Consider the following 25,474-nt stretch of genomic DNA (forward strand, 5'->3'; position numbering starts at 1 on the left):
ACCGGCGATCGGCTCCTCGAAGACTGACTTTCCGCCCCGTATGGTAAAGAAAGCTTGAATGATCCCCGTACCTTGCCCCTCCCGTTTCCGGACGAGCCGTTTGGCCCTGCGCTGCGCGGGCGACGACGCGCGGGGCCTCGCCGCCGCCTTGGCCTGCGGGGCGGATGCGCTGGTGATCGAGGGCCCGGTCCCGCTGGACCTGCGCGACCGGATCGGGGCGGCGATGCTGATCCACGCACTCGATGGGCCGGATGCGGCGCTGCCCACGACCGCGCCGGACGCGATCCTGCTCGATCGGGCCCGCTCCGGCCGCGACGTGGCGGCGCTCGGCGCCCGCCTCGCGGTGCACGAGGCCGAGCATGGCTGGCCGGATGGAGGGTTGCCGATCCTGGCGCAGATCGGCGATCCGCTCGGGGTGCTGGAGGCGCGCAGCTTCGTCGGTGCGAGTCCCCGACTCGCGGGACTGGGCCTCGACACGGTGGCTCTGGCGGATGCGCTCGGCGCCGAGGCTGCGGGCGAGACGGTCCGACAGGCGCGCGGGCTGGTGCGCCTCGCCGCGGCGGCGGCCGGCGTCACGGCCTTGGTGACGCTCGCGCCGGACGGGATCGAGGCCGCGCGTCGGGACGGCTTCGAGCTGCTGATCACCCGCGATCCCGAGGCTCTCTCGTCCGCATCGCCGTAACGGAGCGGCGCGAGGTGCGGATGCGGTGGGTATCACCGGCCCCCGTGCGACCCGAGCACGATGCGGAAAAGTGGAATCCGGTTTTCCGAAATCGCCGTTCGGACACAAAGAGACAGATCGTGCTGCTTCCCCGAAACAGCAGCACGCTCCAAGGCCCTCGGTCGCCTGATCGTTCCTGATCGGTCGAAGTCAGCTCTTGTCACGGCCCTGCGCGGCAGCTCTGCTGAGGCTTCGCGTGATCGGGGCTCTTCGATGCTCATCGTCTACGGCGACCGCAAGTCCGGCAACTGCCTCAAGGTCGCGTGGGTCGCGTCCCATCTTGGGGTCGGGCTCGATTGGCGCGAGGTCGATATCCTCAGGGGCGAGAGCCGCACGCCCGATTTTCTCGCCCTCAACCCCGATGGGCGCGTTCCGACGCTGGTGCTGGAGGACGGGCGGGCGCTGTCCGAGTCGAACGCGATCATCGGCTACCTCGCCCGGGGCTCGGCGCTGATCCCGGCGGACGAGTTCGCGCGGGCGAAGATGCAGCAATGGCTATTCTGGGAACAGTACAGCCACGAGCCCTACATCGCCGTGCGCCGGTTCCAGCGGCTCTATCTCGGCAAGCCCGAGGCCGAGATCGATCCGAAGCTGTCCGAACGCGGCCATGCGGCGCTCGCCTTGATGGAGAAGACGCTCGCTTCGCAGCCGTTCTTCGTCGGGGCGGCGCTCAGCCTCGCCGACGTGGCGCTCGTCGCCTACACCCGACTCGCCCACGAGGGCGGGTTCGACCTCGCGCCGTATCCGGGCGTCCGCGCCTGGATCGCCCGCGTCGAGGGCATCCTGAGAATCGTCGACTGACGTTTCAGCCGCCCCCGCCCTTGGGGCGACGCAGCTCGAAGCGATTGCTCGACTCGGTGGTGAAATAGTCGAAATAGCCGCCCCGCAGGATCGGGCGCATGGCGCCCGTATCGACGCGCCCGTCCTTCACGAAGCGGTCGTCGACGTAGAGCGAGACCACCTGCCCGATCACGAGGAAGTTGTTGGGCTCGGCGCCGTCGAGCGGCACCAGCGGAACGGTCTGAAGCCACTTGCACTCGATCGCCGCCGGGGATTCCGCCACCCGCGGCGGGCGCACCCGGCGCGAGGGGGCCGGCGTGAGGCCGGCGAAGGGAAATTCGCTGTCGCCCCGGGCCAGGGGCGCCGAGGTGGCGTTGACCGCCTCGCGCAGATCGTAGGTCGCGAGGCTGCACACGAACTCCCCGCCCTCCTCCGCGAAGGTCATGGCGTCCTTGCGGCCGGAGGAGGAGAACATCACCATGTCGGGCTCGCCGCCGACCGCGTTGAAGAACGAGTAGGGGGCGAGGTTCACCCGCCCCTGCCGGTCCATGGCGCTGATCCAGCCGATCGGGCGCGGGGCGATGATGGCCTTCAGCGGATTGTGCGGCAGGCTCGGGGCGTCCGCTTCGTAATGCATCGCAAACCCCTCAGAGGCGGGTGACGATCTGCGCGAGGTCCGGGCGCGGCCGGTCGGAGGGCACCTCGCGGGCGCGGCCGACATGGATGAAGCCGGCGATCCGCTCGGAAGGCTCGAGACCCAGCGCATCGAGCACCCGCCGGTCGTAGGCGAACCACTCGGTGAGCCACGCCGTCGCGTAGCCGGCGGCGTTGGCCGCCACCACGAAATTCATGCAGACCGCACCGGCGGACAGGACCTGCTCCCATTCCGGAATCTTGATGTGCGGGCCGGCGCGGGAGACGATTGCGACCACCAGAGGCGCGTGCGCGAGGCGTCGACGCTCCTGATCGAGGCGCTTCTCGTCCGCATCGGGGAAGTCCTTCGCGTGAGTGTCGGCGATAATCGCGCCGAGGCGATGGCGCGCCTCGCCCTCGATGACGAGGAAGCGCCACGGCGCGAGCTTGCCGTGGTCGGGCACCCGCGCGGCGATGGCGAGCCAGCCGTCGAGTTCTTCCGCCGAGGGACCGGGACCGTCGAGCTGGATCGGCGGCACCGAGCGTCGGGTGCGCAGCATGTCGTGGGTGGCGGCTGGGGTCGCAGCGGGGGAGGAGGCCATGGACAATCCGCGGGCTCGGGCCGAAGGTGCCTCCGCCTTGCCGCCGCCACGGTCGGGTTTCAAGAGCCGACCCACGTTCAGGCGGCATGTCGGGGAGATCAGGACGATGGGACGCGGGCGTCGGGGCCGGCAGGCCGTCGCGGTTGTGGTCTGCCTCGCGAGCCCGCTGGCAGCCCATGCGCAGGACCCGTTCGGCCCAGGATTGCCTTCCCCCGGCATCACGTCGCCGATGCTGCCGCCGCCCGTCCCCGAGGGCGAGGCGGACCTGTCGCTCTCGGCGAGCTTCGTCGGCTCCAACCAACCGGTGCGCTCCGGACTGAGTTGGCGCATCTTCGAGGACAAGGGCGAGACCGGCCGTCCGGCCATCATCGCCCGCTCGACCGATGCCGCCCCGACGCTGAAATTGCCGGCGGGTGCCTACGTCGCCACCGTGACCTACGGCTATGCCAGCGCCTCGAAGCGCATCACCCTGTCCGGCCAGCCGGTGACGGAGCAGCTGAAGATCGCCGCCGGGGCGCTCAAGCTCTCCGGCGCCATCGGTGATCAGATCATCGCGCCCAACCAGCTCGCCTTCTCGGTCTTCGTGCCGGCCGGCACCAACTCCGAGGGGCGCCTCGTGCGCAGCGGGATCAAGGCGGGCGAGATCGTGCGCCTGCCCGAGGGCGTCTACCACGTCGTGTCGAATTACGGTGAGTCGAACGCGATCCAGCGCGCGGACCTCAAGGTCGAGACCGGCAAGATCACCGACGCAACGCTCAACCACAAAGCCGCGACCGTGATCCTGAAGCTCGTCGCCGCCCCCGGCACCGAGGCCTTCGCCGGAACCGCCTTCAGCGTGCTGACGCCGGGTGGCGACACGATCCGCGAGGCGATCGGTGCCTTTCCCGCCGTGACCCTGGCGGAGGGCGACTACGTGCTGATCGCCCGCCATGACGGGCAGGTCTATACCCGCGAGTTCAAGGTCGAGAGCGGCCGGGACGAGGACGTCGAGGTCTTGGCCAAGGGCAGCTGATCGGGGACGCTGACGATGCTTCGGCTTCCCGTCGCTCTGCTGGCACTCTCCCTCCTCGCCTGCGCACCGCCCGCCTCCGCCCAGACCATCGTGGACGGCTCCGACGCCGCCGTCGGTCCGGCCGCGGCCAGCACGATCCTGGTGCTGGCCGGGCGCGCGCTACGCGATCCGGAGGCCCGCATCGCCGGCCTGCGGAAGGGCCGGGCCGGAGCCGTCTGCGGAACGGTCGATCTGCGCAACCGCATGGGGGCCCATACCGGCCCCCGCCCGTTCGTGGCCGATCTCTCGGAGAATATCCTGGCGCGCCTGCCCGAGGGACCGGAGCTGCGCAGCCCCACCAGTCCCGCCGATTTTCAGGCGATGCAGCGGGCCAAGACCCTGTTCGAGGCCAATTGCGCGGACGGTTGAACGGTTTTTCCGTCGCCCTCCCGGCCTCTCGACACGACTCCAGTGCCCCCGGATGGGCGGATCGCCGGCTCCCATCCGAAGATGGCCGCGTCAGGCCGCCCGGCGGGCCGCCGCGACGCAGGCCACGACGGCGAGGGCGGCGACGACCATGGCCGGCTCAATCCGCTCGCCCAGCAACAGGGCGGCGAGGGCCAGTCCGAGGAAGGGCTGGAGCAGCTGGAGCTGACCCACCGCCGCGATGCCGCCGCGGGCGAGGCCCCGGTTCCAGAACACGAAGCCGATCAGCATACTGAACAGCGAGACGTAGCCGAGCCCGGCCCAGGCTGCGGCCGGGATGCCGTCCATTTGCGGCGGCGCGAACCACGCAGCCAGCGGCAGTGTGACGGGCAGTGCCGCGACATTCGCCCAGGCGATGACCGGCCAGCCACCGAGGCGACGGGACAGACGACCGCCCTCGGCATAGCCGAGTCCACCGGCCAGGATCGCGGCGAGCATCAGGACGTCGGCGGGCTCCAGGGTCAGCCCACCGCGCAGGGCAAAGCCCGCAACGACGGTGCTGCCGAGGCAGGCGTACAGCCAGAAGCGCCTCGACGGGCGCTCGCCGGCCCGCAACGCGCCGAAGCCGGCGGTGGCGAGCGGCAGCAGGCCGATAAAGACGACGGCGTGGGCCGATTCGACCCGCATCAGGGCCAGCGCCGTCAGCAGCGGGAAACCAAGCACCACGCAGAGCGACAGCAACCCGAAGGTCGGCAGATCGCCCCGAGCCGGCAGGGGCGGCCGGATCGCCGCCAGGAGCGCGGCGGAGGCGAGACCGGCCAGCGCCCCGCGGGCGAAGGTGAGGAAGAGCGGGTCGAACCCTGTCAGCGCGAGCCGCGTGGCCGGGAGCGATCCGCTGAAGATCGCCACACCGATCAGCCCGTCGACGAGCGCACCGGTCGGCCGCGTCTCCGTCGGAGCGTCGAGCGCGACGACCGTGGGCCGGATCACGCGAACGGCACGATCAGCGGCAGGGCGAGGGCCGCGCCGGCGGCAAGCACGATGAGGTCGCGGATGCGACGGCCAAGGAAGGCGGTGGCGCCGCTCCGGCGAGCGAGGATGTCTTCGGTGAAGGTCATGGTGGGTCTCCGGTCAGGTCTGATCAGGGGCCGGGTATGCCGAGGGCTGCCCTGTTCCGACAGGGACAGTTACAGTACAATTCCATTGAACTGTCCGGGACATTGATCGGTACGGTTCGGAGGATCGACCATGACGGAGCTGCCGCGCGAGGCGAATCTCAGTCGGGTGGAGGCGGTGATGCGGGCCATCGAGGCCCGGATCCAGAGCCGTGCGCTCGGGCCGGGCGCCCGCCTGCCCTCGGTGCGGGCTTTCGCCGAGAGCATGGAGGTCTCGAAATCGACCGTGGTCGAAGCCTATGACCGGTTGGCGGCGCAGGGCGCCATCCTGTCGCGGCCGGGTTCAGGCTTCTACGTGGCCGCCCGCGCCGAGCCGCTCAGCCTCGCCGCGCTAGGGCCCCGCCTCGACCGGGCGGTCGATCCGGTCTGGATCACCCGGCAATCGCTGGAGGCGGGCCCGGACCATCTCAAGCCGGGCTGCGGCTGGCTGCCGCCGGACTGGCTACCCGAGGAGGCGTTGCGCCGGGCGCTGCGGCAGGTCGCGCGCCGCAGCGAGGCGGTGATGTTCTACGACACGCCGCAAGGTCATGCGCCCCTGCGGCAACTGATGGCGCGCCGCCTCACCGAGCGGGGCATCCTCGCCCATCCCGATCAACTGGTGCTGACCGACTCGACCACGCACGCGCTCGACCTGACCCTGCGCTTCCTCACCGAGCCCGGCGACACGGTGCTGCTCGACGATCCCTGCTATTTCAGCTTCCAGGCGCTCGCCCGCGCCCACCGCCTGCGGATGGTCGGGGTGCCGTTCGGTCCGGAGGGACCGGATCTCGCCGCCTTCGAGCGCGTGCTGGCGGAGCACAAGCCCCGGCTCTACGTCACCAATTCCGGCCTACAGAACCCGACCGGGGCGACCCTGTCACCGATGGTGGTGCACCGCATCCTGCGGCTGGCCGAGGTGCACGGCACCCTGATCGTCGAGGACGACGCCTATGCCGATTTCGAGGTCGAGCCGGGGCCGCGGCTCGCCGGGTTCGACGGGCTCGACCGGGTGATCCATGTCGGCGGCTTCTCCAAGACCCTCTCGACCGGGGTGCGGATGGGCGTGGTGGCCCTGCGTGGCGACTGGGTCGAGCGCCTCGTCGACCTCAAGCTCGCGGTGTCGCTCAGCGACGGGCATCTCGCGGCGGCGACGATCCACCGGTTTCTCGTCGAAGGGAGTTACCGTCATCACCTCGACGCCCTGCGCACGCGTCTGGCCGATGCCCGCGGGCGGGTGGTGCGGCGTCTGACGGAAGCCGGGCTCACGGTGCAGTCGGTCCCGAGCGCCGGAATGTTCCTCTGGGCGCGCCTGCCGGGCGGTCTCGATGCAGCCGACATCTCCCGCCGGGCCCTCGCCCGCGGCGTCGTGCTGGCGCCGGGCAATGTCTTCTCCCTGAGCCAGAGCGCGGGCGATTACCTGCGCTTCAATGTCGGCCAATGCACCGAGCCGCGGGTCTTCTCGGAGTTGGAGCGGGCGATGGCGGGGTGAGCCGCACAAGAAAAAGCCCCGGCCTTCCGGCCGGGGCTCTTCCGCGTTTCAGTGTGCGTTTCGCTTAGCGACGGTCGCCGACCAGCGAGAGCAGGAACTGGAACATGTTGATGAAGTCGAGGTACAGCGTCAGGGCACCGTTCACGGACATCTTGGCCGCACCCTCAGCGTCCATGCCGCTGTACAGGTACATCTCCTTGAGCTTCTGCGTATCGTAGGCCGTGAGGCCCGCGAAGATCAGCACGCCGAGCACCGAGATCGCGAATTGCAGCGCGCTCGAGGCCATGAAGATGTTCACCAGCGAGGCGATCACGAGGCCGATCACGCCCATGATGAGGAACGAACCCATGCCCGACAGGCTGCGCTTCGTGGTGTAGCCGTAGAGGCTCAGAGCGCCGAAGCTCGCCGCCGTGATGAAGAACACCCGCACCACGCTACCGCCCGTGAAGACGAGTAGGAGGGTGGACATCGAGGCGCCCATCACCGCCGCGAAGGCCCAGAACATCGTGCGCGCCGAGGCGGCCGACATCCGGTCCATCCGGAAGGAGAAGACGAAGATGAAGGCGAGCGGCGCCAGCATCAGCACCCACTTGAGGGGGCTGTTGTACAGCGTCTGGCCAAACGGCGTGAGCAGCGGGCGGGTGCCCTGGTAGCCGGCCACGGCCAGCATGTTGAGGCCGAGCGCCACGAGACCGGAGATCCCGAGGCCGACGACCATGTTGTTGTAGACGCCCAGCATGAAGCTGCGCAGGCCCTGGTCGACCTCGACCTGGGAGCCAGCGTATCCCTGCGGCTGGGCACCGTAGCGGAACGGGCTGTTGTCGAATGCCATGAAAGTTTCCCTTGGAAGCTCCCGGCGCGGGATGGATACGAGGTCCACGCGCGAACCCCGGCGCGTCGGGCGCGCCTCGACGCTGAATATGTTCGTTCGGCCGGAGACAAACAAGAGGGGCTTGAAGCTCACGGCCGAGATTTCAAGTCGTTCTATCGGCGGAAGTTTTTCGACCAGACGATCGGATTAAACCTTGTCTTGCGACGTTGCCGTCTGAATCTCAGAACTGTCGCAGATAGGGTGCCGGCTTCTGGCCGAGGATGCGCCAAGTCCCCGCCAGGCCGACGATGACGGCGAAGGCAACCGCGAGCCCCGCCACCATCAACGCCCCGCCGAGATCGGGCCGGAAGTCGAGCCGCATCACCCGCGTGACGATGCCCCAACTCGCCAGGGTTCCGGCGAGGATTCCGAAAACGGCGGTGGCCATACCCAGGGCACCGTATTCGAGGATGTAGGCGAAGAGAAGCCGGCCGCGTGTGGCGCCGAGCACCTTCAACACCACGGCGTCGTAGAGCCTCGAACGGTGCCCGGCGGCGAGGGCTCCGGCGAGGACGAGCAGGCTCGTGAGGATCGCCACGACGCTCGCGCCGCGGATCGCCAGCGTGAGCTTGTGGACGAGGTCGTTGACGGCATCGAGCGCGTCCTTGACCCGGACGCTGGTGACCGAGGGAAAGGCCTTGGCGGCGTCGCGCACGATCTCGGCTTCCAGCTTCGGATCGGGGCCGTGCGGCAGGGTCAGGGTCGCGAGATCGGCATGCGGCGCCCCCCGGAACGTGCCGGGGGAGAACACCATCACGAAGTTGATGCCCAGCGAGCGCCACTCCACCTTGCGGAGATTGGCGACCTTCGCCGTGATCGAACGCCCGAGCACGTTGACGGTGACGGTGCTGCCGACCGTGAGCCCCAGCGCCCGCGCCGCCTCCGCCTCGAACGAGACGAGGGCCTGCCGGCCCTCCTCCGCGCTCCACCACGCGCCTCCAACCATCTGGGATCCCTCGGGCGGGAGCTCCGCGTAGGTGATGCCACGGTCGCCGTCGAGGATCCAGGCGGCATCCTCCGGCGGCTTGATCTGGGCGGCCGGCACGCCGTTCAGCGCGGTGATACGGCCGCGCATCATCGGCACGCGCTCGATCTTGGCGTCGGGCGCGCGGGCGCCGAGGAAGCCCGAGAACGCCTCCGCATCGCGGGACGGCACGTCGAGGAAGAACAGGCTCGGGGCGCGGCCGGGCAGCGAGCTCTCCAGGGCGCGGGTGATGTTGGCGTCGATGGCGCCGAGCGTCACCAGCAGCGTCGTGCCGAGGCCGAGCGAGAGCACTACTGCGGGCGTCAGCGCACCGGGTCGGTGCAGGTTGGCCAGCGCCATGCGCGGCGCCATCGCCCGAGGTCGGGGCAGGCGGGCGGCGACCGCCATGATGCCCGAGGCGACGAGGCGCAGGCCGCCGAAGGCGAGCCCGGCGGCGAGCATGAAGGTCAGGGCGACCTTGCGGTCGAAGGCGGTGGCCAGGGCAAGCCCCGCCAAGGCCGCGAGGGCGAGGGCGAGGACCACGAGGTAGCGCGTCCGGGGTCGGCGCCGGGTGGGGTCGACGCTATCCCGAAACAGGCTCGCCACCGGCACGTCGTGGGCCCGGCCCAACGGCAGGATGGCGAAGGCGAATGCGGTGAGGAGGCCGTAGGCGGCGGCGAGGGCGAGGCGCCCGAACGCGATCTCGGGATTGAGCGGCAGCGGGAGTTGGTCGCGCAGGGCCGCATCGAGCAGGAACGGCAGGGCCGCGCCGAGCGCCAGACCGATGATCGTGCTCAGGGCGGCGATCAGCATGACTTGCACGAGGTAGAGCCCGACCACCTGAGACCCCGGCGCACCGACGCTCTTGAGGGTCGCGATGGCCTCGCGCCGCCCATCGACGAAGGCCCGCACGGCATTGGCGACGCCGACCCCGCCGACGATGAGCGCCGTGAGTCCGACCAATGTCAGGAATTGGGTGAAGCGCTCGATGCCCTTGGCGAAGCGCGGATCGGCATTGACCCGCGAGCGGATCTGGAAGCCCGCCTCGGGCAGGGCCTTCTGGATCGAAGCATCGACGGCCGCGAGCCCGGCATCGTCGAGCCCCGGCAGCTGGAGGCGGTAGCTCCACTGATTGAGGCTGCCGGGCTGGATCAGGCCGGTGGCACGGAGCGCCGCCAGGGACACCATCAATCGCGGGCCGAAGCCGACGCCCGCGGCGATCTTGTCGGGCTCCGCGGTCAGCGCGGCACGGATCTGAACCGGGAAGCCGCCCAGCGTCACCCGGTCGCCCGGCTTCAGGTCGAGGCGGGTCAGCAGGGCCGGATCGGCCACCGCGCCGTAGACCCCGTCGCGCTCGGCCAGCAGATCGGCCAGGGGCTGCGCCGGATCGGTCTCGACCGTGCCGACCGCCGGATAGGCCGCGTCGACGGCCTTCAGCTCGACCAGCGCCGCGCCTTCCCCCGCCACCGCCATGGCCCGGAGCGTGGCCACCTCGGAGACCGGCCCCTTCGCGGCGAGTGCCGCGCGCTCGGCCGGGCTCGCCTCGCGATTGACCAGCGCGTAGGTGAGGTCGCCGCCGAGAATCCGGCGCCCCTCGCGGCCGAGCCCGCCCGAGAGCGAGGCGGCGATCGAGGTGACGCCGCTGATCGCGGCGACGCCCAGGGCGATGCAGGCGATGAAGACGCGAAAGCCGGAGAGCCCGCCGCGCAGCTCGCGCAAAGCCAAGCGCAGGGTCAGCGGCAGCCCGGTGGCGGCCGGCCGGGGCCGCGGGATGTCCGGCCGGGACAACGTACCGTGCATGCGCGCTCGAGGGTTTCGCGTTCCGGGCCGGAAACGGCCGCGCCTCAATCTGGGCACTTCCGCCGCCCGCGCAACCGCGCCCGCCGCCGCAGGCCGGGCGCGAGCCCCGCTCCGGGGCCGCTTCCATGCCCCTGGCGCAGCCGCTAAACCGGCAGCCCCGATCCCGATCGAACGTGGGAAGCCAAACCGTGTCGTCCCTGCGCCTGGGCGTGAACATCGATCACGTCGCCACCGTCCGCAACGCCCGCGGCGGGCATGTGCCCGATCCGGTGCGCGCCGCCCAGGAGGCCGTGGCGGCGGGTGCCGACGGCATCACCGCCCACCTTCGGGAGGATCGCCGGCACATCCGCGATGCCGACATCGCCGCCCTGAAGGCTCTTCCGGTGCCGCTGAACCTGGAGATGGCGGCGACGGACGAGATGGTCGGCATCGCCCTCCACACCCGGCCGCACGCCGCCTGCCTCGTGCCCGAGAAGCGCGAGGAGCGCACCACCGAAGGCGGCCTCGACATCATCGGTGGCCGCGCCCATCTCGCGCCGCGCATCGCCACCCTGTCGGAGGCCGGCATCCGCGTGTCGCTGTTCGTCGAGCCCGACGAGGCGGTGATGGAGGCGGCCCATGCCCTGAAGGCGCCGGTGGTCGAGCTGCATACCGGCAGCTATTGCGAGGCGGCGGTGGCGGGCGACGCCCCGCGCGTGGCCCGCGAGCTCGACCGGATCGTCCGCGCCGCCGCCCACGGCGCCGGGCTCGGCCTCGAGATCCATGCCGGTCATGGCCTGACCCTCGACAGCGTCGGTCCCGTGGCGGCCGTGCCGCAGATCCGCGAACTGAACATCGGTCACGCCCTCATCGCCGAGGCGATCTTCGTCGGGCTGCGCCAGGCGGTGCACGACATGCGCGCGGCGATGGACCGGGCGCGGCGATGAGCGGATCCCGCAGGGCCCGGCACGGAAGCAGCCGGGCCGCCGGGCCCGTCCGGATGCAGGCCAGGAAGACAGCATGATCCTCGGTATCGGCACCGACCTGTGCGACATCCGCCGCATCGAGAACTCCCTCGAACGGTACGGCGACCGCTTCACCCACCGGGTCTTCACGGAGGGCGAGCGGGCGAAATGCGACCGGCGAGCCGCCCGTGCCCCCTCCTATGCCCGGCGCTTCGCCGCGAAGGAGGCCTGCGCCAAGGCCCTCGGCACCGGCATCGGCCAAGGGGTGTTCTGGCGGGATATGGAGGTGGTGAACCTGCCCGGCGGCCAACCGACGCTGCATCTCACCGGAGGTGCGCGGGAGCACTTGGCCCGCATGGTTCCGGAAGGCTTCGAGGCGCGGCTGCATATCACGCTGACTGATGAACCCCCTCTGGCGCAAGCCTTCGTGATCATCGAAGCGGTTCCTGTGCCGCGCGCCTGAACTGAATACAGCGCTCGGCCGGCTTATCCTCGCGTTGCGGGCGGACCGCGCATGGTCTAGACCCCCGGCCCAGCAGAGCGGTTGCGATGGACGGTCTTGAGCCGGGCCTCGACGCCAGGGGCTGCGACGGCAACAGAGACATGGAACACGCACGCGTGGATCGCGAGAGCAAATCGGAGATCCGGGCGGCGGAACCCGGCACCTGGGAGAGCATCCGCGAGACCGTGAAGGTCGGCGTCCAGGCGCTGCTGATCGCGCTCGTGGTGCGCACGCTGCTGTTTCAACCGTTCAACATTCCCTCGGGCTCGCTGATCCCGACGCTCCTGATCGGCGACTATCTGTTCGTGTCGAAATACACGTACGGATATTCGAAATACTCTCTTCCGCTGTCCGAATATCTTCCGATCGAGGCGCATGGCCGGATCTGGGGGGCGGAACCGAAGCGCGGCGACATCGCCGTGTTCAAGCTGCCCAAGGACAACGCCACCGATTACATCAAGCGCGTGATCGGCCTGCCCGGCGACAAGATCCAAGTGATCGAGGGCGTACTCAACATCAACGGCAAGCCGGTCAAGCGTGAGCGGATCGCCGATTACGAGACCTTCGACGCGTTCGAGCAGCCGGTGAAGGTGGTCCAGTACATGGAAACCCTGCCCGGCGGCGTGACCCATCGGGTGATCGAGCGCGACGGCGACCGCGGTTTCTGGGACAACACCACGGTCTACACGGTGCCGGACGGGCACTACTTCATGATGGGCGACAACCGCGACAACTCGACGGATTCGCGCGATCTCTCCAGCGTCGGCTACGTGCCGTTCGAGAACTTCGTCGGCCGCGCCGAGATGATCTTCTTCTCGATCGACGAGCGCACGCCCGCCTGGAAGCTCTGGCGTTGGCCGTCCGACGTGCGCTGGAACCGCCTCTTCACGACGATCCACTGACTCCTATCTGCACGTCCGTGATCGCGGCATCGACAGGAAGCCCCGCTCCGGCGGGCGGTCGGCGTTGAGCGCGCCCGACGAGGGCGCCTCGCGCTCCAACCGTGCCCGGCGGGCCCACCGGCCGCGCCCGGGCCTCGATGTGCTCGAAGCCCGCATCGGACACCGATTCACGGACCCGTCGCTCCTGCCGCTGGCCCTGACCCATGTCAGCAAGGCGGGTCATACCGGCCGGGTCGGCAGCTATCAGCGCCTCGAATTTCTCGGCGACCGCGTGCTCGGACTCGCCATCGCCGAGAGCCTCTACACGGCCTTCCCCGAAGCCGAGGAGGGCGAGCTGTCGCGACGCCTCGCCGGGCTCGTGCGGCGGGAGACCTGCGCGGCGGTGGCCGAGGCCTGGGAGGTCGGGCCCCATCTCAATCTCGGTCCTGGCGAGGTCCAGACGGGCGGACGGCGCAACCAGACCATCCTGGCCGATGTCTGCGAGGCGATCCTCGGCGCGGTCTTCCTCGATGCGGGCTACGAGGCCACCAAGGCGATCGTGCAGGCGGCCTTCCGCCCGGGCGAGGTGACCGGCGCACCGCGGGGGCGCGACGCCAAATCCTCGTTGCAGGAATGGGCGATGGCGCGCAGCCTCCCGATCCCGGTCTACGAGGTGGTGGACCGCTCCGGCCCCGACCACGCCCCGGTCTTCCGGATCGCGGTGCGCGTCGATGGAATCGAGCCGGGCTACGGCGAGGGCAATTCGAAGCGCGTGGCCGAGCAGGAGGCCGCCCGCTCCGTCCTGTCCCGCGAGGGCATCGGCGGCACCCAGGATCAGGACGGAACCCATGGTTGACGACAGGGACGACGCCGACGACGGCAAACCTCAGGAGATGCAGCCAGAGGCCCGGCGGGAGGACACGCGGGCCGGCTTCGTCGCGCTGATCGGCGTGCCGAATGCCGGCAAGTCCACGCTCCTCAATGCGCTGGTCGGCACGAAGGTCTCGATCGTCTCGCGAAAGGTACAGACGACCCGTGCGCTCGTGCGCGGCATCGTCATGGAGGGCGCCGCGCAGGTGATCCTCGTCGATACCCCCGGCATCTTCGCGCCCAAGCGCCGGCTGGACCGGGCAATGGTGCATTCGGCCTGGAGCGGCGCGGCGGATGCCGACGCGGTCTGCCTGCTGGTCGATGCCCGCAAGGGGGCGGACGAGGAGGTCGAGACGATCCTGCGCCGCCTGCCCGAGGTGAAGCGACCCAAGATCCTGATCCTCAACAAGATCGACCTGATCCCGCGCGAGCGCCTGCTCGAACTCGCCGCCACGCTCAATCAGCAGGTGCCGTTCGAGGACACCTTCATGATCTCCGCGCTCAAGGGCGACGGGATCGAGCGCCTGCGGCAAGCCCTGGCCGAGCGGATGCCGCCCTCGCCCTGGCTCTACCCGGAGGATCAGGTTTCGGACGCGCCCCTGCGCATGCTGGCCGCCGAGATCACCCGGGAAAAGATCTACGACCGCCTGCACGAGGAGCTGCCCTACCGCTCCACCGTCGAGACCGACCAGTGGCAGGCCCGGCCCGACGGCTCGGTGCGCATCGAGCAGACCATCTTCGTCGAGCGCGAGAGCCAGCGCTCCATCGTGCTCGGCAAGAACGGCCAGACCATCAAGGCGATCGGGCAGGCCGCGCGCATCGAGATTTCCGAGGTGGCCGAGGCCAAGGTCCACCTGTTCCTGCACGTGAAGGTGCGGGAAAACTGGGCCGACGATCCCGCCCGCTACCGCGAGATGGGGCTGGAATTCCCGACGGGGTGATCTTTCCTCTTGGTCGATCGACGCCCATCCCACCACCTGCCCTCATCCTGAGGTGGCGATGCGAAGCGGCGCCCTCGAAGGAGGGCTCCAGCCCGCCGCGCGATTCCTGGAGCCCTCCTTCGAGGCTGCTTCGCAGCACCTCAGGATGAGGGAGATGGATGGGAGGATGAGGATCGCGAAAACCGAAGCCATAATGATGCGAGTCCATGCCGCCAGCCCCTGACGCCATCGTTCACGGCCTGCCGCCGACGGAGCTCGCCTCCGTGCCGGACGGCGCCGCCCAGGTTTCTCCGCTGATCCCCGGCTCGGAACGCCTCGAGGACATCGCGCCGGACAGCCTCGATCGCGCGGTGCTGCTCGCGCCCGCCGGTACGGTCGAGCGCCGCTACGCGCTGGCCCTGGCGCTGCGGGGCCTCAAACCCGGCGGGCAGCTCACGGCTCTGGCGCCCAAGGACAAGGGCGGCACCCGGCTCGGCAAGGAATTGCGCAATTTCGGCTGTGCCGTCGCCGAGGACGCCAAGCGCCATCACCGCATCTGCACGGTCATGCGGCCCGCCGCGCCCACCGGCCTCGACGAGGCGATCCAGGCGGGGCGCCCGCGCCATGTCGACAATCTCGCCCTCTGCACCCAGCCCGGCATCTTCTCCTGGGATCGGCTCGATCCCGGCACGGCCCTGCTGCTGCGCCACCTGCCGACGCTGTCGGGCAAGGGCGCCGATCTCGGCTGCGGCCTGGGCATCCTGTCTCTGGCCGTGCTGCGCTCGGACAAGGTCGCGTCGCTGGCGATGATCGATATCGACCGCCGCGCCATCGACATGGCCCGCCGCAATGTCGGCGAAGCCCGCGCCAGCGTGCATTGGGCGGATCTGCGGGGGTCCGACCCCACCCTGTCCGGCCTCGACTTCGTCGTGACCAATCCGCCCTTCCACGACGGCGGTGCCGAGGATCAGGCCCTGGGCAAGGCCTTCATCGGCCGCGCGGCCGCCGCCCTGCGCAATGGCGGGACGCTCTACCTCGTGGCCAACGCCCACCTGCCCTACGAAGCGCCCCTGCGGGCGGCCTTCAAGACCGTCACACCGATGGCGACGGAAGGGGGCTACAAGCTGTTCGAGGCCCGCAAGTGAGGGGTTTGGCATGAAGGCGCTGCGCCTCGACCGGCTGCTCGCCAATCTCGGCTACGGCTCGCGCCGCGAGGTGGAAGGCCTCGCCCGTGCCGGTCGCGTGGTCCGCGACGGCGCGGCGCTGAGGGATGCCTCGGCGCGCATTCCCCTCGACCCCGACCTCCCGGGCCGCATGACGGTGATGGGTGAACCGCTCGATCCGCTGCCGGGCCTGTGCCTGATGCTGCACAAGCCCCTCGGCGTAACCTGCTCGCACAAGGAGGCGGGGCCGCTCGTCTACTCTCTGCTTCCCGAGCGGTGGCGTCGCCGCGACCCGGCCCTGTCCACGGTCGGCCGCCTCGACAAGGAAACCTCCGGCCTCCTTCTGCTCACCGACGACGGCGCCCTGCTGCACCGGATCATCGCGCCGAAGGCCAAGGTCGCGAAACGCTACCGGGTGACGCTCGCGCGCCCGCTCCAGGGCGACGAGGCGGCGATCCTGTCGTCCGGCGAACTGATGCTGGAGGGCGAGGATCGGCCGCTGCTGCCGGTGGAGATGGAGACCGAGGACGCCACCCATTGCGTGGTGACACTGCACGAAGGGCGCTACCACCAGGTCCGGCGCATGTTCTCCGCCATGGGCAACCATGTCGACGCGCTCCACCGCGACCGTGTCGGCGGGCTGACCCTGCCGGAGGACTTGGCCGCCGGAGCGTATCGGGTTTTGGGGCCGGACGAGATCGCGGCGATCTTCGCCCACTGAGTCACCGGCCTTCCGGGTCGCCGCATGCGAACCCGCTAATGACGGTGCGGGGAAGGGCGACGAGCCGGCAACGCGTCCCCGTGTCGGCGCGACTTGCGGCGGCATCGCCGCACCGATAAGGCGCGGGACGTCCTGCCAACCGTTCCGAGGCCGCCATGTCCACCTACAAGCTCCTGCTCCTGCCCGGCGACGGCATCGGTCCCGAAGTGATGGCCGAGGTCGAGAAGGTCGTCGGCTGGCTCGGGAAAACCGGACTGGCCTCGTTCGAGACCGAGCACGGCCATGTCGGCGGCTCGGCGATCGATGCCCACGGCAAACCCCTCTCCGACGAGACGCTGGCCCGTGCGGACGCCGCGGACGCGATCCTGCTCGGCGCCGTCGGCGGCCCGAAATGGAACGGCATCGCCTACGACCTGCGCCCGGAAGCGGGCCTCCTGCGTCTGCGCAAGGATCTCGGCCTGTTCGCCAATCTCCGCCCGGCGATCTGCTACCCGGCCCTGGCCGACGCCTCGGCGCTCAAGCGCGAGCTGGTCGAGGGCCTCGACATCATGATCGTGCGCGAACTCACCGGCGGCGTCTATTTCGGCGAGCCCAAGGAGATCACCGCGCTGCCCGACGGCTCGAAGCGCGCCGTCGACACCCAGGTCTACACCACGGGTGAGATCGAGCGGATCGCCCACGTGGCCTTCGACCTCGCCCGCAAGCGCTCGGGCCGGGTGGCGTCCGCCGAGAAGAACAACGTGATGAAGACCGGCGTCCTGTGGAAGGAGGTCGTCACCAAGGTCCATGCCGAGCATTATGCGGATGTCGAGCTGGAGCATGTGCTCGCCGACAATTGCGCCATGCAGCTGGTGCGGCGGCCCAAGCAATTCGACGTGCTGGTGACCGACAACCTGTTCGGCGACGTGCTCTCGGACGTGGCCGCGATGCTGACCGGCTCGCTGGGGATGCTGCCCTCGGCCTCCCTGGGCGCGGTCGATGCCCGCGGTACCCGCAAGGCGCTCTACGAGCCGGTGCACGGCTCGGCCCCCGACATCGCCGGCAAGGGATTCGCCAACCCGATCGCCATGATCGGCTCGCTTGCCATGTGCCTGCGCTACTCGTTCGGCCTGGGCGAGGCCGCCGATCTCGTCGAGGGGGCGATCACCAAGGCGCTCGCGTCCGGCGCCCGCACCCGGGACATCGCCGCCGAGGGCCAGGAGACGATCAGCACGGCGCAGATGGGCGACGCGATCCTGCGCGAGCTGGAGACGGCCCGCGGCGTCTGAGTGGAGCCGATCCCCTCCCCCTTCCGGGGGAGGGGTCAGGTGTGAGGGCGATTCGAGACGGCGGGCGCGGAGCCCGCTGCCCGACCCTTCCGGCCTCCTCCCCATCTGGGGAGAAGGCTGCCTCGTCCGGCTACCGAGCGAAGCCGGCAGCCACATCCCAAAAAAATCAGTTCCGTGCCTGGGGGGCGGTCCCGCCGAGGTGGAACACGCGGTGCGGCACCAGTTCGCCGCGCTCCACGTCGCCGACCGCCACCAGCACGCCGCCGCAGGTCGCGTAGGCCTTGCCCTCCACCGGGGCATCCTGGCCGCGCAGGATCACCGGCTGGCCGCGCATCAGCCGCAGGCCCATGTCGCGGCTCACGGCCACCGACGGCACCTCGTCGAGGGCGGTCTCCACCGGCCGCAGCTGCGCCTCGGTGCTCTCCTCCAGCGCTGCGATGCTGCAGGCGGTCGCCTCCTCGAAGGGGCCGACGCGGGTGCGCCGCAGGGCGGAGACGTGGCCGTAGCAGCCGAGCATCCGGCCGAGATCGCGGGCGAGCGCCCGGACATAGGTGCCCTTGCCGCACTCGGCGGCGATCACGGTGCGGTCGCCGCTATGCTCGACCACCGACAGATGATCGATCTGGACCGTGCGGGCGACGAGTTCCACCACCTCGCCGTCGCGGGCGAGATCGTAGGCGCGCTCGCCCTGGATCTTGATGGCGGAGTAGCGCGGCGGCACCTGCTGAATCTCGCCGACGAAGGTCGGCAGAGCCGCCTCGACCGCCTCGCGGGTCGGGCGCTGATCGCTCGTTTCCACGGGCTTGCCCTCGGCGTCGTCGGTATCGGTCTCGACGCCCCAGCTCACCTCGAAACGGTAGGCCTTGCGGCCATCCATGACGAAGGGAACGGTCTTGGTCGCCTCGCCGAGCGCGATCGGCAGGATGCCCGAGGCGAGCGGATCGAGCGTGCCAGCATGACCGGCCTTCTTGGCGTTGAAGAGGCGCTTCACGATGGCGACCGCCTGCGTCGAGGTGATGCCGACACCCTTGTCGAGCACGACCCAGCCGCTCACGTCGTTCTTCTTCGGACGGTCGTGACGCGGGCGCCCGCGCTGCGGCCGGCGGCCGGAACGCGGCGGACCGTCGTGGCGGCGCGCCTCACCGCGCGGAGCCTGCGGCGCCTCGGCCGACGCTTCGGAAGAGATTTCGTCCTGCATCCTGTCCTCAATCGACGGGTGTGTTTCGGGAAGAATCGTCCCGTCATCGGGCCCGTCCCGGGGGCCCGGATTCGTCAGGTGGCGGCATCTTCGGACACCGCCCCGATCCTGATCAATCGCCCGCGGGCGGATCTGTTTCGTCGTCGTCGCGCGGCGCGCTCGCGAGGTCGCGCTGGACCTTGTCGCTGCGCAGGAGCCGGTCGATCCGGGCCGCCTCGTCGAAGGTCTCATCGCGACGGAAGCGCAGCTCCGGTGCGTATTTGAGGTTCACCCGCCGGGCAACCTCCTGGCGCAGGACCTTCCGGTTGCGCTCGAGCGCGGCGATCACCGGCGCCTCGTCCTGACCGCCGAGCGGCATGACGTAGGCGGTGGCGAGCTTGAGGTCAGGCGACATGCGCACCTCCGGCACGGTGACGACATGCGAGCCGAGCACCGGGTCCTGGATGTCGCCGCGCTGGAGTACCTCGGCGAGCGCGTGGCGCACGAGTTCGGCCACGCGCTGCTGGCGCTGGCTCGGTCCGGCCTCACGGGGCTGCTTGTTCACCATCCTATCGTCTCATCGAAGCAAGGTCCGACCGCGCGCCATCCAGACGAAGAACACGGCCAAGGAAGCAAACAGAATTACTCGACTCAACTCACCTGTGGGGGTGAGTGAGACCACGCACCCCTCGGCGATCGCCGCACGCGTCATGTCATCATCGTCGAGGAACGGTGCGGTCACGATCAGTGCCGTCAGTAGCCCCGCACAGGCTGCGAAGACCCAAGCCAGGGTCTTCGATCGCAGCCATACGATCATGAGCACGGCGAACATCACGATCGCCAGCAGTTGAGCGCTACCCTGCCAGGAGAAAAACCCCGGCGCAGGAGGATTGGAGGGCCAGTCGTCGCCTGCGAACTTATCGCAGACCTCCGCCACGGCAGGAGTGGCGCAAGCTGACATGACGAAAATGAGCGGGGCTATCGGCATCCTAAGCCGACGGATCGAGGCGGGTTTTTCCCTCACCGATCCGCCGACACATTTGGATCGCCTGCGAAGACGGACGCCGCTCAGAGCGTGCGCTTGATTTCCTCGATGTTGAAGCACTCGATGAAATCGCCGACCCGCATGTCCTGGTAGTTCTGGAAGGACATGCCGCACTCGTAACCGGCGGTGACCTCCTTGGCATCGTCCTTGAGGCGCTTGAGCTGCGAGAGCCGCCCCTCGTGGATCACCACGTCGTTGCGCAGGAGGCGGACATGGGCACCGCGCTGGACCACACCCTCCATGACGCGGCAACCGGCGATCTTGCCGACCTTCGACACGTCGAAGATCTGCAGGATCTGCGCCTCGCCGAGCTTCTCCTCGCGGAGCGTCGGCGGCAGCATGCCCGACAGCGTGGCTTTGATGTCGTCCACGAGGTCGTAGATGATGCTGTAGTAGCGGATCTCGGTGCCGTCGCGCTCGGCCGCGTTGCGGGCTTCCTTATGGGCCCGCACGTTGAAGCCGATCACCACCGCCTTGGAGGCGTTGGCCAGCGTGATGTCCGACTCGGTGATGCCGCCGACCCCCGACAGGAGGATGCGGACACCGACCTCGTCGTTGCCGAGCGCCGTGAGCGCCCCGTTGATGGCCTCGACCGAACCCTGCACGTCACCCTTGATGATGATCGGCAGTTCCTTGCGGTTGGCGCCTTCCTTAGCCTCGCGCATCATGTCGACGAGCGAGCGGTTGGCTCCGCCGGTGCGGGCGTTCAGACGCTCGCGCTTGATGCGGGCGCGGTACTCGGTGACCTCGCGGGCCCGGGCCTCGTTGGCCACCACGATCACGCGGTCGCCGGCATCGGGCGTGCCGTTGAAGCCGAGCACCTCGACCGGGACCGACGGCCCCGCATACGGCACGTGCTTGCCGGTGTCGTCGATGAGGGCGCGGATGCGGCCCCACTCGGCGCCGGCGACGACGATGTCGCCGGTGAACAGCGTGCCGCGCTGGACCAGGACCGTGGCCACGGGGCCACGGCCGCGGTCGAGCTGAGCCTCGATCACGGTGCCTTCGCCGTCGCGCTTCTCGTTGGCGCGCAGGTTCATGATCTCGGCCTGGAGTTGCAGGCCCTCCAGCAGGTCGGGCAGACCGTCGCCGGTCTTGGCCGAGACCTCGAATTCCAGGGTCTCGCCGCCCATCGACTCGACCTGGATGTCGTGCTGGAGCAGCTCGGTGCGGACCCGTTGCGGGTTCGCATCCGGCTTGTCGATCTTGTTGATCGCGATGATGAGCGGCACGCCCGCCGCCTTGGCGTGCTGAATCGCCTCGACGGTCTGGGGCATCACGCCGTCGTCGGCCGCCACCACGATCACGACGATGTCCGTCACCTTGGCGCCGCGGGCGCGCATGGAGGTGAAGGCCGCGTGGCCGGGGGTGTCGATGAAGGTGACGAGATCACCCGACGGCGCCGACACCTGATAGGCGCCGATATGCTGGGTGATGCCGCCGGCCTCGCCCTCGACCACGTTCGCCTTGCGGATCGCATCGAGCAGCGAGGTCTTGCCGTGATCGACGTGACCCATGATCGTGACGACCGGCGGACGCGGCTCCAGATCCTCCTCGAGATCCGGCTCGTCGGAGCTGAGCCCCTCCTCGACGTCGGACTCGGCGACGCGCCGCACGGTGTGGCCCATCTCCTCGGCGATGAGCTGAGCCGTGTCCGAATCGATCACGTCGGTGATCTTGTGGATCTGGCCCTGCTTCATCAGCAGACGGATGACGTCCACGGCCCGCTCCGACATGCGGTTGGCGAGTTCCTGGATGGTGATGGTCTCGGGGATCGTCACGTCGCGGGCGATCTTCTCCTTGGCTTCCTCGTGCCGATGCCCGCTCATCCGCTGCTGGCGGCGGCGGAACGACGCGACGGAGCGCGTGCGCTCGTCCTCGCCGGAGGTCGCATTGGCGATGGTGAGGCGGCCGCGGTTGCGGTCGCCGCCCGGCGATTTCGGCGTCTTGGGCGGCGTGATGATCTTGAGCGGCATGCCCGGACGACGGATCACGCGCTTCGTGTCCGACTCGTCCTCCATCGCCGGAGCGCCGGGGCGCGCGGCGGGGCGGGCCGCCCCCGCACCGGCAGGCCGGGCGGCGGTGGTCGGCGTCGGAGCCTTCTCGGGCTCCGGTGCCGGGGCCGGCTTGGCCATGAAGTTGAGATCGCGCGGCTTGCGGTTGTCCGCGGTGATCACGCGACGCGGCTCGGCCGGTGCCTGCGGTGCTGCCGGACGCGGTGCCGCGGAAGCGGCGGGACGCGCAGGGGCACCAGGACGGGCAGGCATGCCCGGACGGGCCGGGGCGGCACCCGCCGCGGGGCGCGGCGCGGCCGGAGCTGCCGGGCGCGCCGGCGCTGCGGGACGCGCCGGAGCGGCGGCAGCCGGGCGGGCGGCGGGAGCCGCCGACGACGCGGCGGGGGCCTGAGCGGCGGCGGGAGCGGGAGCTGCCGGGGCAGCGGCCTGACTTGCCGGCTCGGGCTCGGGCGCCGGAGCGGCAGCCGCACGGGCGGCCTCCTCCTCGGCGCGGCGGCGCGAATCCTCAGCAGCCTTGCGGCGGAGCTCGTCCTCCTGACGGCGACGCTCCTCCTCCTCGCGGCGGCGAGCCTCGGCAGCTTCGCGCTCGCGGCGCTCGGCGTCCTCGCGCTCCTGGCGCGCCTTGATCTCGGCCTCGGCGCGGGCGCGGTTCTCGGCCTCGCGGCGCTGGGCATCGGCCAGAGCGCTGGCGCGGGCATCCCGCTCCTGCTCACTCAGCGTGCGCAGGACGACCCCTGAGGCGGAGCGTCCAGCAGGACGGGCCGCCGGAGCCGGCGCGGGCGCAACCGAGGCCGGACGCGGCGGCGGAGCCGCGACGGGCTCGCGGGGCGTGACCGTTCCGGGGGCGGCGCCGATCGTGCGCCGCTTCACCGTCTCGACCACGACGGACTTCGACCGCCCGTGGGAGAAGCTCTGACGCACGGTCCCCTGCTCGACCGGGCGCTTCAGCGTCAACGGCTTCGAGGGGGCCCTGTTCTGCGTCTTGTCACCCGGATTGTTCGTATCGCTCATTCAGTCTGAACCCTGAGGGCTTCCATCGTCACTGCGGCCGGCGGCGGGCGCGCCCGGCCGAGTCAACGTCATTTCATCGTCGTGCGAATCGAAGGCGGTCGCGCCGGCACCGAGCGGGGCGCCCGCCTCGGACGCCGACGCCATACCTTCGAAGGTCCGGAACCGACGCCAACGCGCGAGATAGCCGGTGGTGCCGGCTCCCGCGACGAGGGCAGCGTGTATCACATGATCCCGGCCCAAGGCCATGTCCAATTCGGGGTTGGACAGGTCGTCGATCACGGGAATTGCGGATATGGCGTCGCCGTGGCGCCGTCGCAAGGCGGCGGCGAGCTTGCGACGGCCATCCGGGCTCGCGTCGGAGGCGTGAATCAGGGCGGCGACGCTCTCGCTTCCGAGAATCGCCGACTCGACCTTGCCGAAACCGGTGACGACGCAGCCGGCCTTGTTGGCCAGTGCCAGCGCCTGTCGCATGTCGACGCGCAGACCCTCCGCGACCCGGTCGGGCAGATCGGGGGCAACCTGCGCCCCGTTCGCGCGGAAGGCCCGGCTGAAGGCGCGGCGCTTCACCGCCGCCGCGACCGTGTCGCGGGTGGCGGTCACCCAGGCGCCCCGGCCCGGCAGGCGGGCACGGAGATCTGGCACCACGGCACCGTCGGGGCCCATCACGAAGCGGATCATCGCCTCGGGCGATTGGACGACGCGGGTGACGATGCAGGTGCGCGCAGGTTCCCGGCCGCGGCCGGGGCCGCGGTCGAGGGGAGGTGCCTCTTCGGCCTCCACCTGCATGCTGGAATGCCCGCTCACCCGTGCATCCCTCAGGCGTTGTGCGACTCGGGCTGCGCGGCCGGGGTCGAATCGGGCTGCGCCTCGTCCTCGGCCACCTCCTCGCCCTCCGTGCCCTCGGCGTCTTCGCCCTCTTCGGCCTCAGCCTCGGGCTCCGGGGGCGCCTCGATCCAGCCGGCCTTGACGCGGGCCGCCATGATGAGGGCCTCCGCCTCGGCCCGCGACAGCTCGAAACCGTCGAGGAAGCCCGCATGACGCACGGCCTCGGGGCCGCGCCCCTCGGTGTAGCCGACGAGGTCGTCGGTGGCGCAGCCGGCCAGATCCTCGATCGACTTCACGTCGTTCTCGCCGAGCGCCACCATCATCGCGGTGTTGACGCCGTCGATCTCGCGCAGATCGTCCTCGACGCCGAGCTCGCGGCGGCGGTCGTCCTGCTCCTGCTCGATGCGGGCGAGGTGATCCTGGGCGCGAGCCTGGATCTCGGCCCCGGTCTCCTCGTCGAGACCCTGGATGCCGGACAGTTCGCCCACGTCGACGAAAGCGATTTCCTCGACGTTCCGGAAGCCTTCCGCCGCGAGGAGCTGACCGACGGTCTCGTCGACGTCGAGCGCTTCCATGAAGACCTGCGTGCGCTCGGCGAATTCCTTCTGACGACGCTCCGACTCCTCGGCCTCGGTGAGGATGTCGATATCCCAGCCGGTGAGCTGCGAGGCGAGGCGCACGTTCTGGCCGCGGCGGCCGATCGCCAGCGACAGCTGATCGTCGGGCACCACCACCTCGATGCGGTCGGCCTCCTCGTCGAGCACCACCTTCACGACTTCCGCCGGCTGGAGCGCGTTGACGATGAAGGTCGCCTGATCGTGCGACCACGGAATGATGTCGATCTTCTCGCCCTGAAGCTCGCCGACCACCGCCTGGACGCGCGAGCCGCGCATGCCGACGCAGGCGCCGACGGGATCGATCGAGCCATCGCGGGAGATCACGGCGATCTTCGCGCGGGAGCCCGGATCGCGGGCGACCGCCTTCACCTCGACGATGCCGTCGTAGATTTCCGGCACTTCCTGGCCGAACAGCTTCGCCATGAATTGCGGGTGCGAGCGCGACAGGAAGATCTGGGGGCCGCGCACTTCCGAGCGGACGTCGAACAGGTAGGAGCGGATGCGGTCGCCCGGCCGGAACGTCTCGCGCGGGATCATCTCGTCGCGGCGCACGATGCCTTCGCCACGGCCGAGATCGACGATGACGTTGCCGTACTCGACACGCTTGACCACGCCGTTGAGGATCTCGCCGATGCGGTCCTTGTACTCGTCGTACTGGCGGGCGCGCTCGGCGTCGCGGACCTTCTGGACGATGACCTGCTTGGCCGATTGCGCGGCGACGCGCCCGAAATCGAAGGGCGGCAGGGTGTCGGAGATGACGTCGCCGACGAGCGCGCCGGGATTGTAGCGCTGAGCCTGGGCCAGCGTGATCTCGCGGGCGTCGTTCTCGACCTGCTCGACCACGAGCAGGTGGCGCGACAGGCGCAGCGCGCCGCTCTTCGCATCGATCTCGGCATGCACGTCGGTCTCGGCGCCGTAGCGGGAGCGGGCGGCCTTGGCGATCGCCTCCTCCATCGCCTCGATGACGATCTGGCGGTCGATCACCTTCTCGCGGGCCACCGCGTCGGCGATCTGCAGGAGTTCGAGCCGGTTGGCGCTGACGACGGCCATGGGGTCTATCCTCTTGTGCGGTCTCGTGGATGTC

General features: G+C 70.0%; 25 protein-coding genes. 13 read left to right on the forward strand and 12 right to left on the reverse strand.

Annotation, left to right across the window (positions count from 1 at the left end; all coding sequences use genetic code 11):
* Positions 1–58 precede the first annotated feature (58 nt).
* Positions 59–682, forward strand: a complete 624-nt coding sequence (locus tag MFF26_RS00315) for an aldolase/citrate lyase/malate synthase family protein (protein ID WP_137830789.1) — start codon at positions 59–61, stop codon at positions 680–682.
* 252 nt (positions 683–934) lie between these two features.
* Positions 935–1,522: a glutathione S-transferase family protein gene (locus MFF26_RS00320; RefSeq protein ID WP_137830790.1), complete on the forward strand. Its 588-nt coding sequence runs from the start codon at positions 935–937 to the stop codon at positions 1,520–1,522.
* A gap of 4 nt (positions 1,523–1,526) precedes the next feature.
* Here MFF26_RS00320 and MFF26_RS00325 read toward each other — a convergent pair whose 3' ends face one another.
* On the reverse strand, positions 1,527–2,138 hold the full coding sequence (locus MFF26_RS00325) for a flavin reductase family protein (protein WP_137830791.1): 612 nt from the start codon (positions 2,136–2,138) through the stop codon (positions 1,527–1,529).
* A gap of 10 nt (positions 2,139–2,148) precedes the next feature.
* A complete protein-coding gene (locus MFF26_RS00330; RefSeq protein WP_137830792.1) occupies positions 2,149–2,736 on the reverse strand; it encodes a nitroreductase family protein in 588 nt (195 codons plus the stop codon).
* A gap of 106 nt (positions 2,737–2,842) precedes the next feature.
* Here MFF26_RS00330 and MFF26_RS00335 point away from each other — a divergent pair, with 106 nt between their 5' ends.
* Both MFF26_RS00335 and MFF26_RS00340 read left to right on the forward strand, forming a co-directional pair.
* Entirely contained in the window at positions 2,843–3,748 is a 906-nt protein-coding gene (locus tag MFF26_RS00335) for an RgsD C-terminal domain-containing protein (protein ID WP_137830793.1), read from the forward strand.
* 15 nt (positions 3,749–3,763) lie between these two features.
* Positions 3,764–4,156 carry a hypothetical protein gene (locus tag MFF26_RS00340; RefSeq protein ID WP_137830794.1) on the forward strand — a complete coding sequence of 131 codons (393 nt, stop codon included), beginning with the start codon at positions 3,764–3,766 and terminating at the stop codon, positions 4,154–4,156.
* A gap of 90 nt (positions 4,157–4,246) precedes the next feature.
* Here the strand turns inward: MFF26_RS00340 and MFF26_RS00345 are convergent, their stop codons facing one another.
* Positions 4,247–5,140 carry a DMT family transporter gene (locus MFF26_RS00345; protein ID WP_238307445.1) on the reverse strand — a complete coding sequence of 298 codons (894 nt, stop codon included), beginning with the start codon at positions 5,138–5,140 and terminating at the stop codon, positions 4,247–4,249.
* Positions 5,140–5,271 (reverse strand): hypothetical protein, encoded by a 132-nt coding sequence (locus tag MFF26_RS26405; protein WP_281405179.1) that lies wholly within the window; start codon positions 5,269–5,271, stop codon positions 5,140–5,142. Before MFF26_RS26405 ends, MFF26_RS00345 begins: the two co-directional genes overlap by 1 nt.
* A 130-nt stretch (positions 5,272–5,401) precedes the next feature.
* Here MFF26_RS26405 and MFF26_RS00350 point away from each other — a divergent pair, with 130 nt between their 5' ends.
* On the forward strand, positions 5,402–6,796 hold the full coding sequence (locus MFF26_RS00350) for an aminotransferase-like domain-containing protein (protein ID WP_238307368.1): 1,395 nt from the start codon (positions 5,402–5,404) through the stop codon (positions 6,794–6,796).
* Between the two features lie 64 nt (positions 6,797–6,860).
* Here MFF26_RS00350 and MFF26_RS00355 read toward each other — a convergent pair whose 3' ends face one another.
* Positions 6,861–7,628, reverse strand: coding sequence for a Bax inhibitor-1/YccA family protein (locus MFF26_RS00355; RefSeq protein ID WP_137830796.1), 768 nt, complete (start codon positions 7,626–7,628; stop codon positions 6,861–6,863).
* A gap of 220 nt (positions 7,629–7,848) precedes the next feature.
* Positions 7,849–10,431 carry an ABC transporter permease gene (locus MFF26_RS00360; protein WP_137830797.1) on the reverse strand — a complete coding sequence of 861 codons (2,583 nt, stop codon included), beginning with the start codon at positions 10,429–10,431 and terminating at the stop codon, positions 7,849–7,851.
* Between the two features lie 188 nt (positions 10,432–10,619).
* Here MFF26_RS00360 and MFF26_RS00365 point away from each other — a divergent pair, with 188 nt between their 5' ends.
* The 8 genes from MFF26_RS00365 (at position 10,620) to leuB (ending at position 17,700) form a co-directional block, all read left to right on the forward strand.
* On the forward strand, positions 10,620–11,357 hold the full coding sequence (locus tag MFF26_RS00365; protein ID WP_137830798.1) for a pyridoxine 5'-phosphate synthase: 738 nt from the start codon (positions 10,620–10,622) through the stop codon (positions 11,355–11,357).
* 73 nt (positions 11,358–11,430) lie between these two features.
* The gene (gene acpS, locus MFF26_RS00370; protein ID WP_137830799.1) at positions 11,431–11,838 is read left to right on the forward strand and encodes a holo-ACP synthase; all 408 of its coding nucleotides are present in this window, start codon (positions 11,431–11,433) and stop codon (positions 11,836–11,838) included.
* A 140-nt stretch (positions 11,839–11,978) separates the two neighbouring features.
* Complete coding sequence (lepB, locus tag MFF26_RS00375) at positions 11,979–12,779, forward strand: signal peptidase I (protein WP_137830800.1); 801 nt, start codon at positions 11,979–11,981, stop codon at positions 12,777–12,779.
* A gap of 64 nt (positions 12,780–12,843) precedes the next feature.
* The gene (gene rnc, locus MFF26_RS00380) at positions 12,844–13,614 is read left to right on the forward strand and encodes a ribonuclease III (RefSeq protein WP_137830801.1); all 771 of its coding nucleotides are present in this window, start codon (positions 12,844–12,846) and stop codon (positions 13,612–13,614) included.
* 37 nt (positions 13,615–13,651) lie between these two features.
* Positions 13,652–14,569: a GTPase Era gene (gene era, locus MFF26_RS00385; protein WP_137830813.1), complete on the forward strand. Its 918-nt coding sequence runs from the start codon at positions 13,652–13,654 to the stop codon at positions 14,567–14,569.
* A gap of 206 nt (positions 14,570–14,775) precedes the next feature.
* The gene (locus MFF26_RS00390; RefSeq protein ID WP_137830802.1) at positions 14,776–15,693 is read left to right on the forward strand and encodes a class I SAM-dependent methyltransferase; all 918 of its coding nucleotides are present in this window, start codon (positions 14,776–14,778) and stop codon (positions 15,691–15,693) included.
* A 10-nt stretch (positions 15,694–15,703) separates the two neighbouring features.
* Positions 15,704–16,432: a pseudouridine synthase gene (locus MFF26_RS00395; RefSeq protein WP_238307369.1), complete on the forward strand. Its 729-nt coding sequence runs from the start codon at positions 15,704–15,706 to the stop codon at positions 16,430–16,432.
* Between the two features lie 155 nt (positions 16,433–16,587).
* Positions 16,588–17,700 (forward strand): 3-isopropylmalate dehydrogenase, encoded by a 1,113-nt coding sequence (gene leuB / locus MFF26_RS00400; protein WP_137830804.1) that lies wholly within the window; start codon positions 16,588–16,590, stop codon positions 17,698–17,700.
* 166 nt (positions 17,701–17,866) lie between these two features.
* Here the strand turns inward: leuB and truB are convergent, their stop codons facing one another.
* The 6 genes from truB to nusA all read right to left on the reverse strand — a co-directional run bounded on the left by truB (position 17,867) and on the right by nusA (position 25,440).
* Positions 17,867–18,898, reverse strand: coding sequence for a tRNA pseudouridine(55) synthase TruB (truB, locus tag MFF26_RS00405; RefSeq protein WP_137830805.1), 1,032 nt, complete (start codon positions 18,896–18,898; stop codon positions 17,867–17,869).
* A gap of 112 nt (positions 18,899–19,010) precedes the next feature.
* The gene (gene rbfA / locus MFF26_RS00410) at positions 19,011–19,442 is read right to left on the reverse strand and encodes a 30S ribosome-binding factor RbfA (RefSeq protein WP_238307370.1); all 432 of its coding nucleotides are present in this window, start codon (positions 19,440–19,442) and stop codon (positions 19,011–19,013) included.
* Between the two features lie 12 nt (positions 19,443–19,454).
* Positions 19,455–19,865 carry a hypothetical protein gene (locus MFF26_RS00415; protein WP_137830807.1) on the reverse strand — a complete coding sequence of 137 codons (411 nt, stop codon included), beginning with the start codon at positions 19,863–19,865 and terminating at the stop codon, positions 19,455–19,457.
* An 80-nt stretch (positions 19,866–19,945) separates the two neighbouring features.
* Positions 19,946–22,948 (reverse strand): translation initiation factor IF-2, encoded by a 3,003-nt coding sequence (gene infB, locus MFF26_RS00420; RefSeq protein ID WP_238307371.1) that lies wholly within the window; start codon positions 22,946–22,948, stop codon positions 19,946–19,948.
* A complete protein-coding gene (locus MFF26_RS00425) occupies positions 22,949–23,734 on the reverse strand; it encodes an RNA-binding protein (RefSeq protein WP_137829496.1) in 786 nt (261 codons plus the stop codon).
* Positions 23,735–23,763: 29 nt separating this feature from the next.
* The gene (nusA, locus tag MFF26_RS00430; RefSeq protein ID WP_137829431.1) at positions 23,764–25,440 is read right to left on the reverse strand and encodes a transcription termination factor NusA; all 1,677 of its coding nucleotides are present in this window, start codon (positions 25,438–25,440) and stop codon (positions 23,764–23,766) included.
* Positions 25,441–25,474: the final 34 nt, after the last annotated feature.

The organism is Methylorubrum suomiense (assembly GCF_022179765.1).
GTDB lineage: Bacteria > Pseudomonadota > Alphaproteobacteria > Rhizobiales > Beijerinckiaceae > Methylobacterium > Methylobacterium suomiense.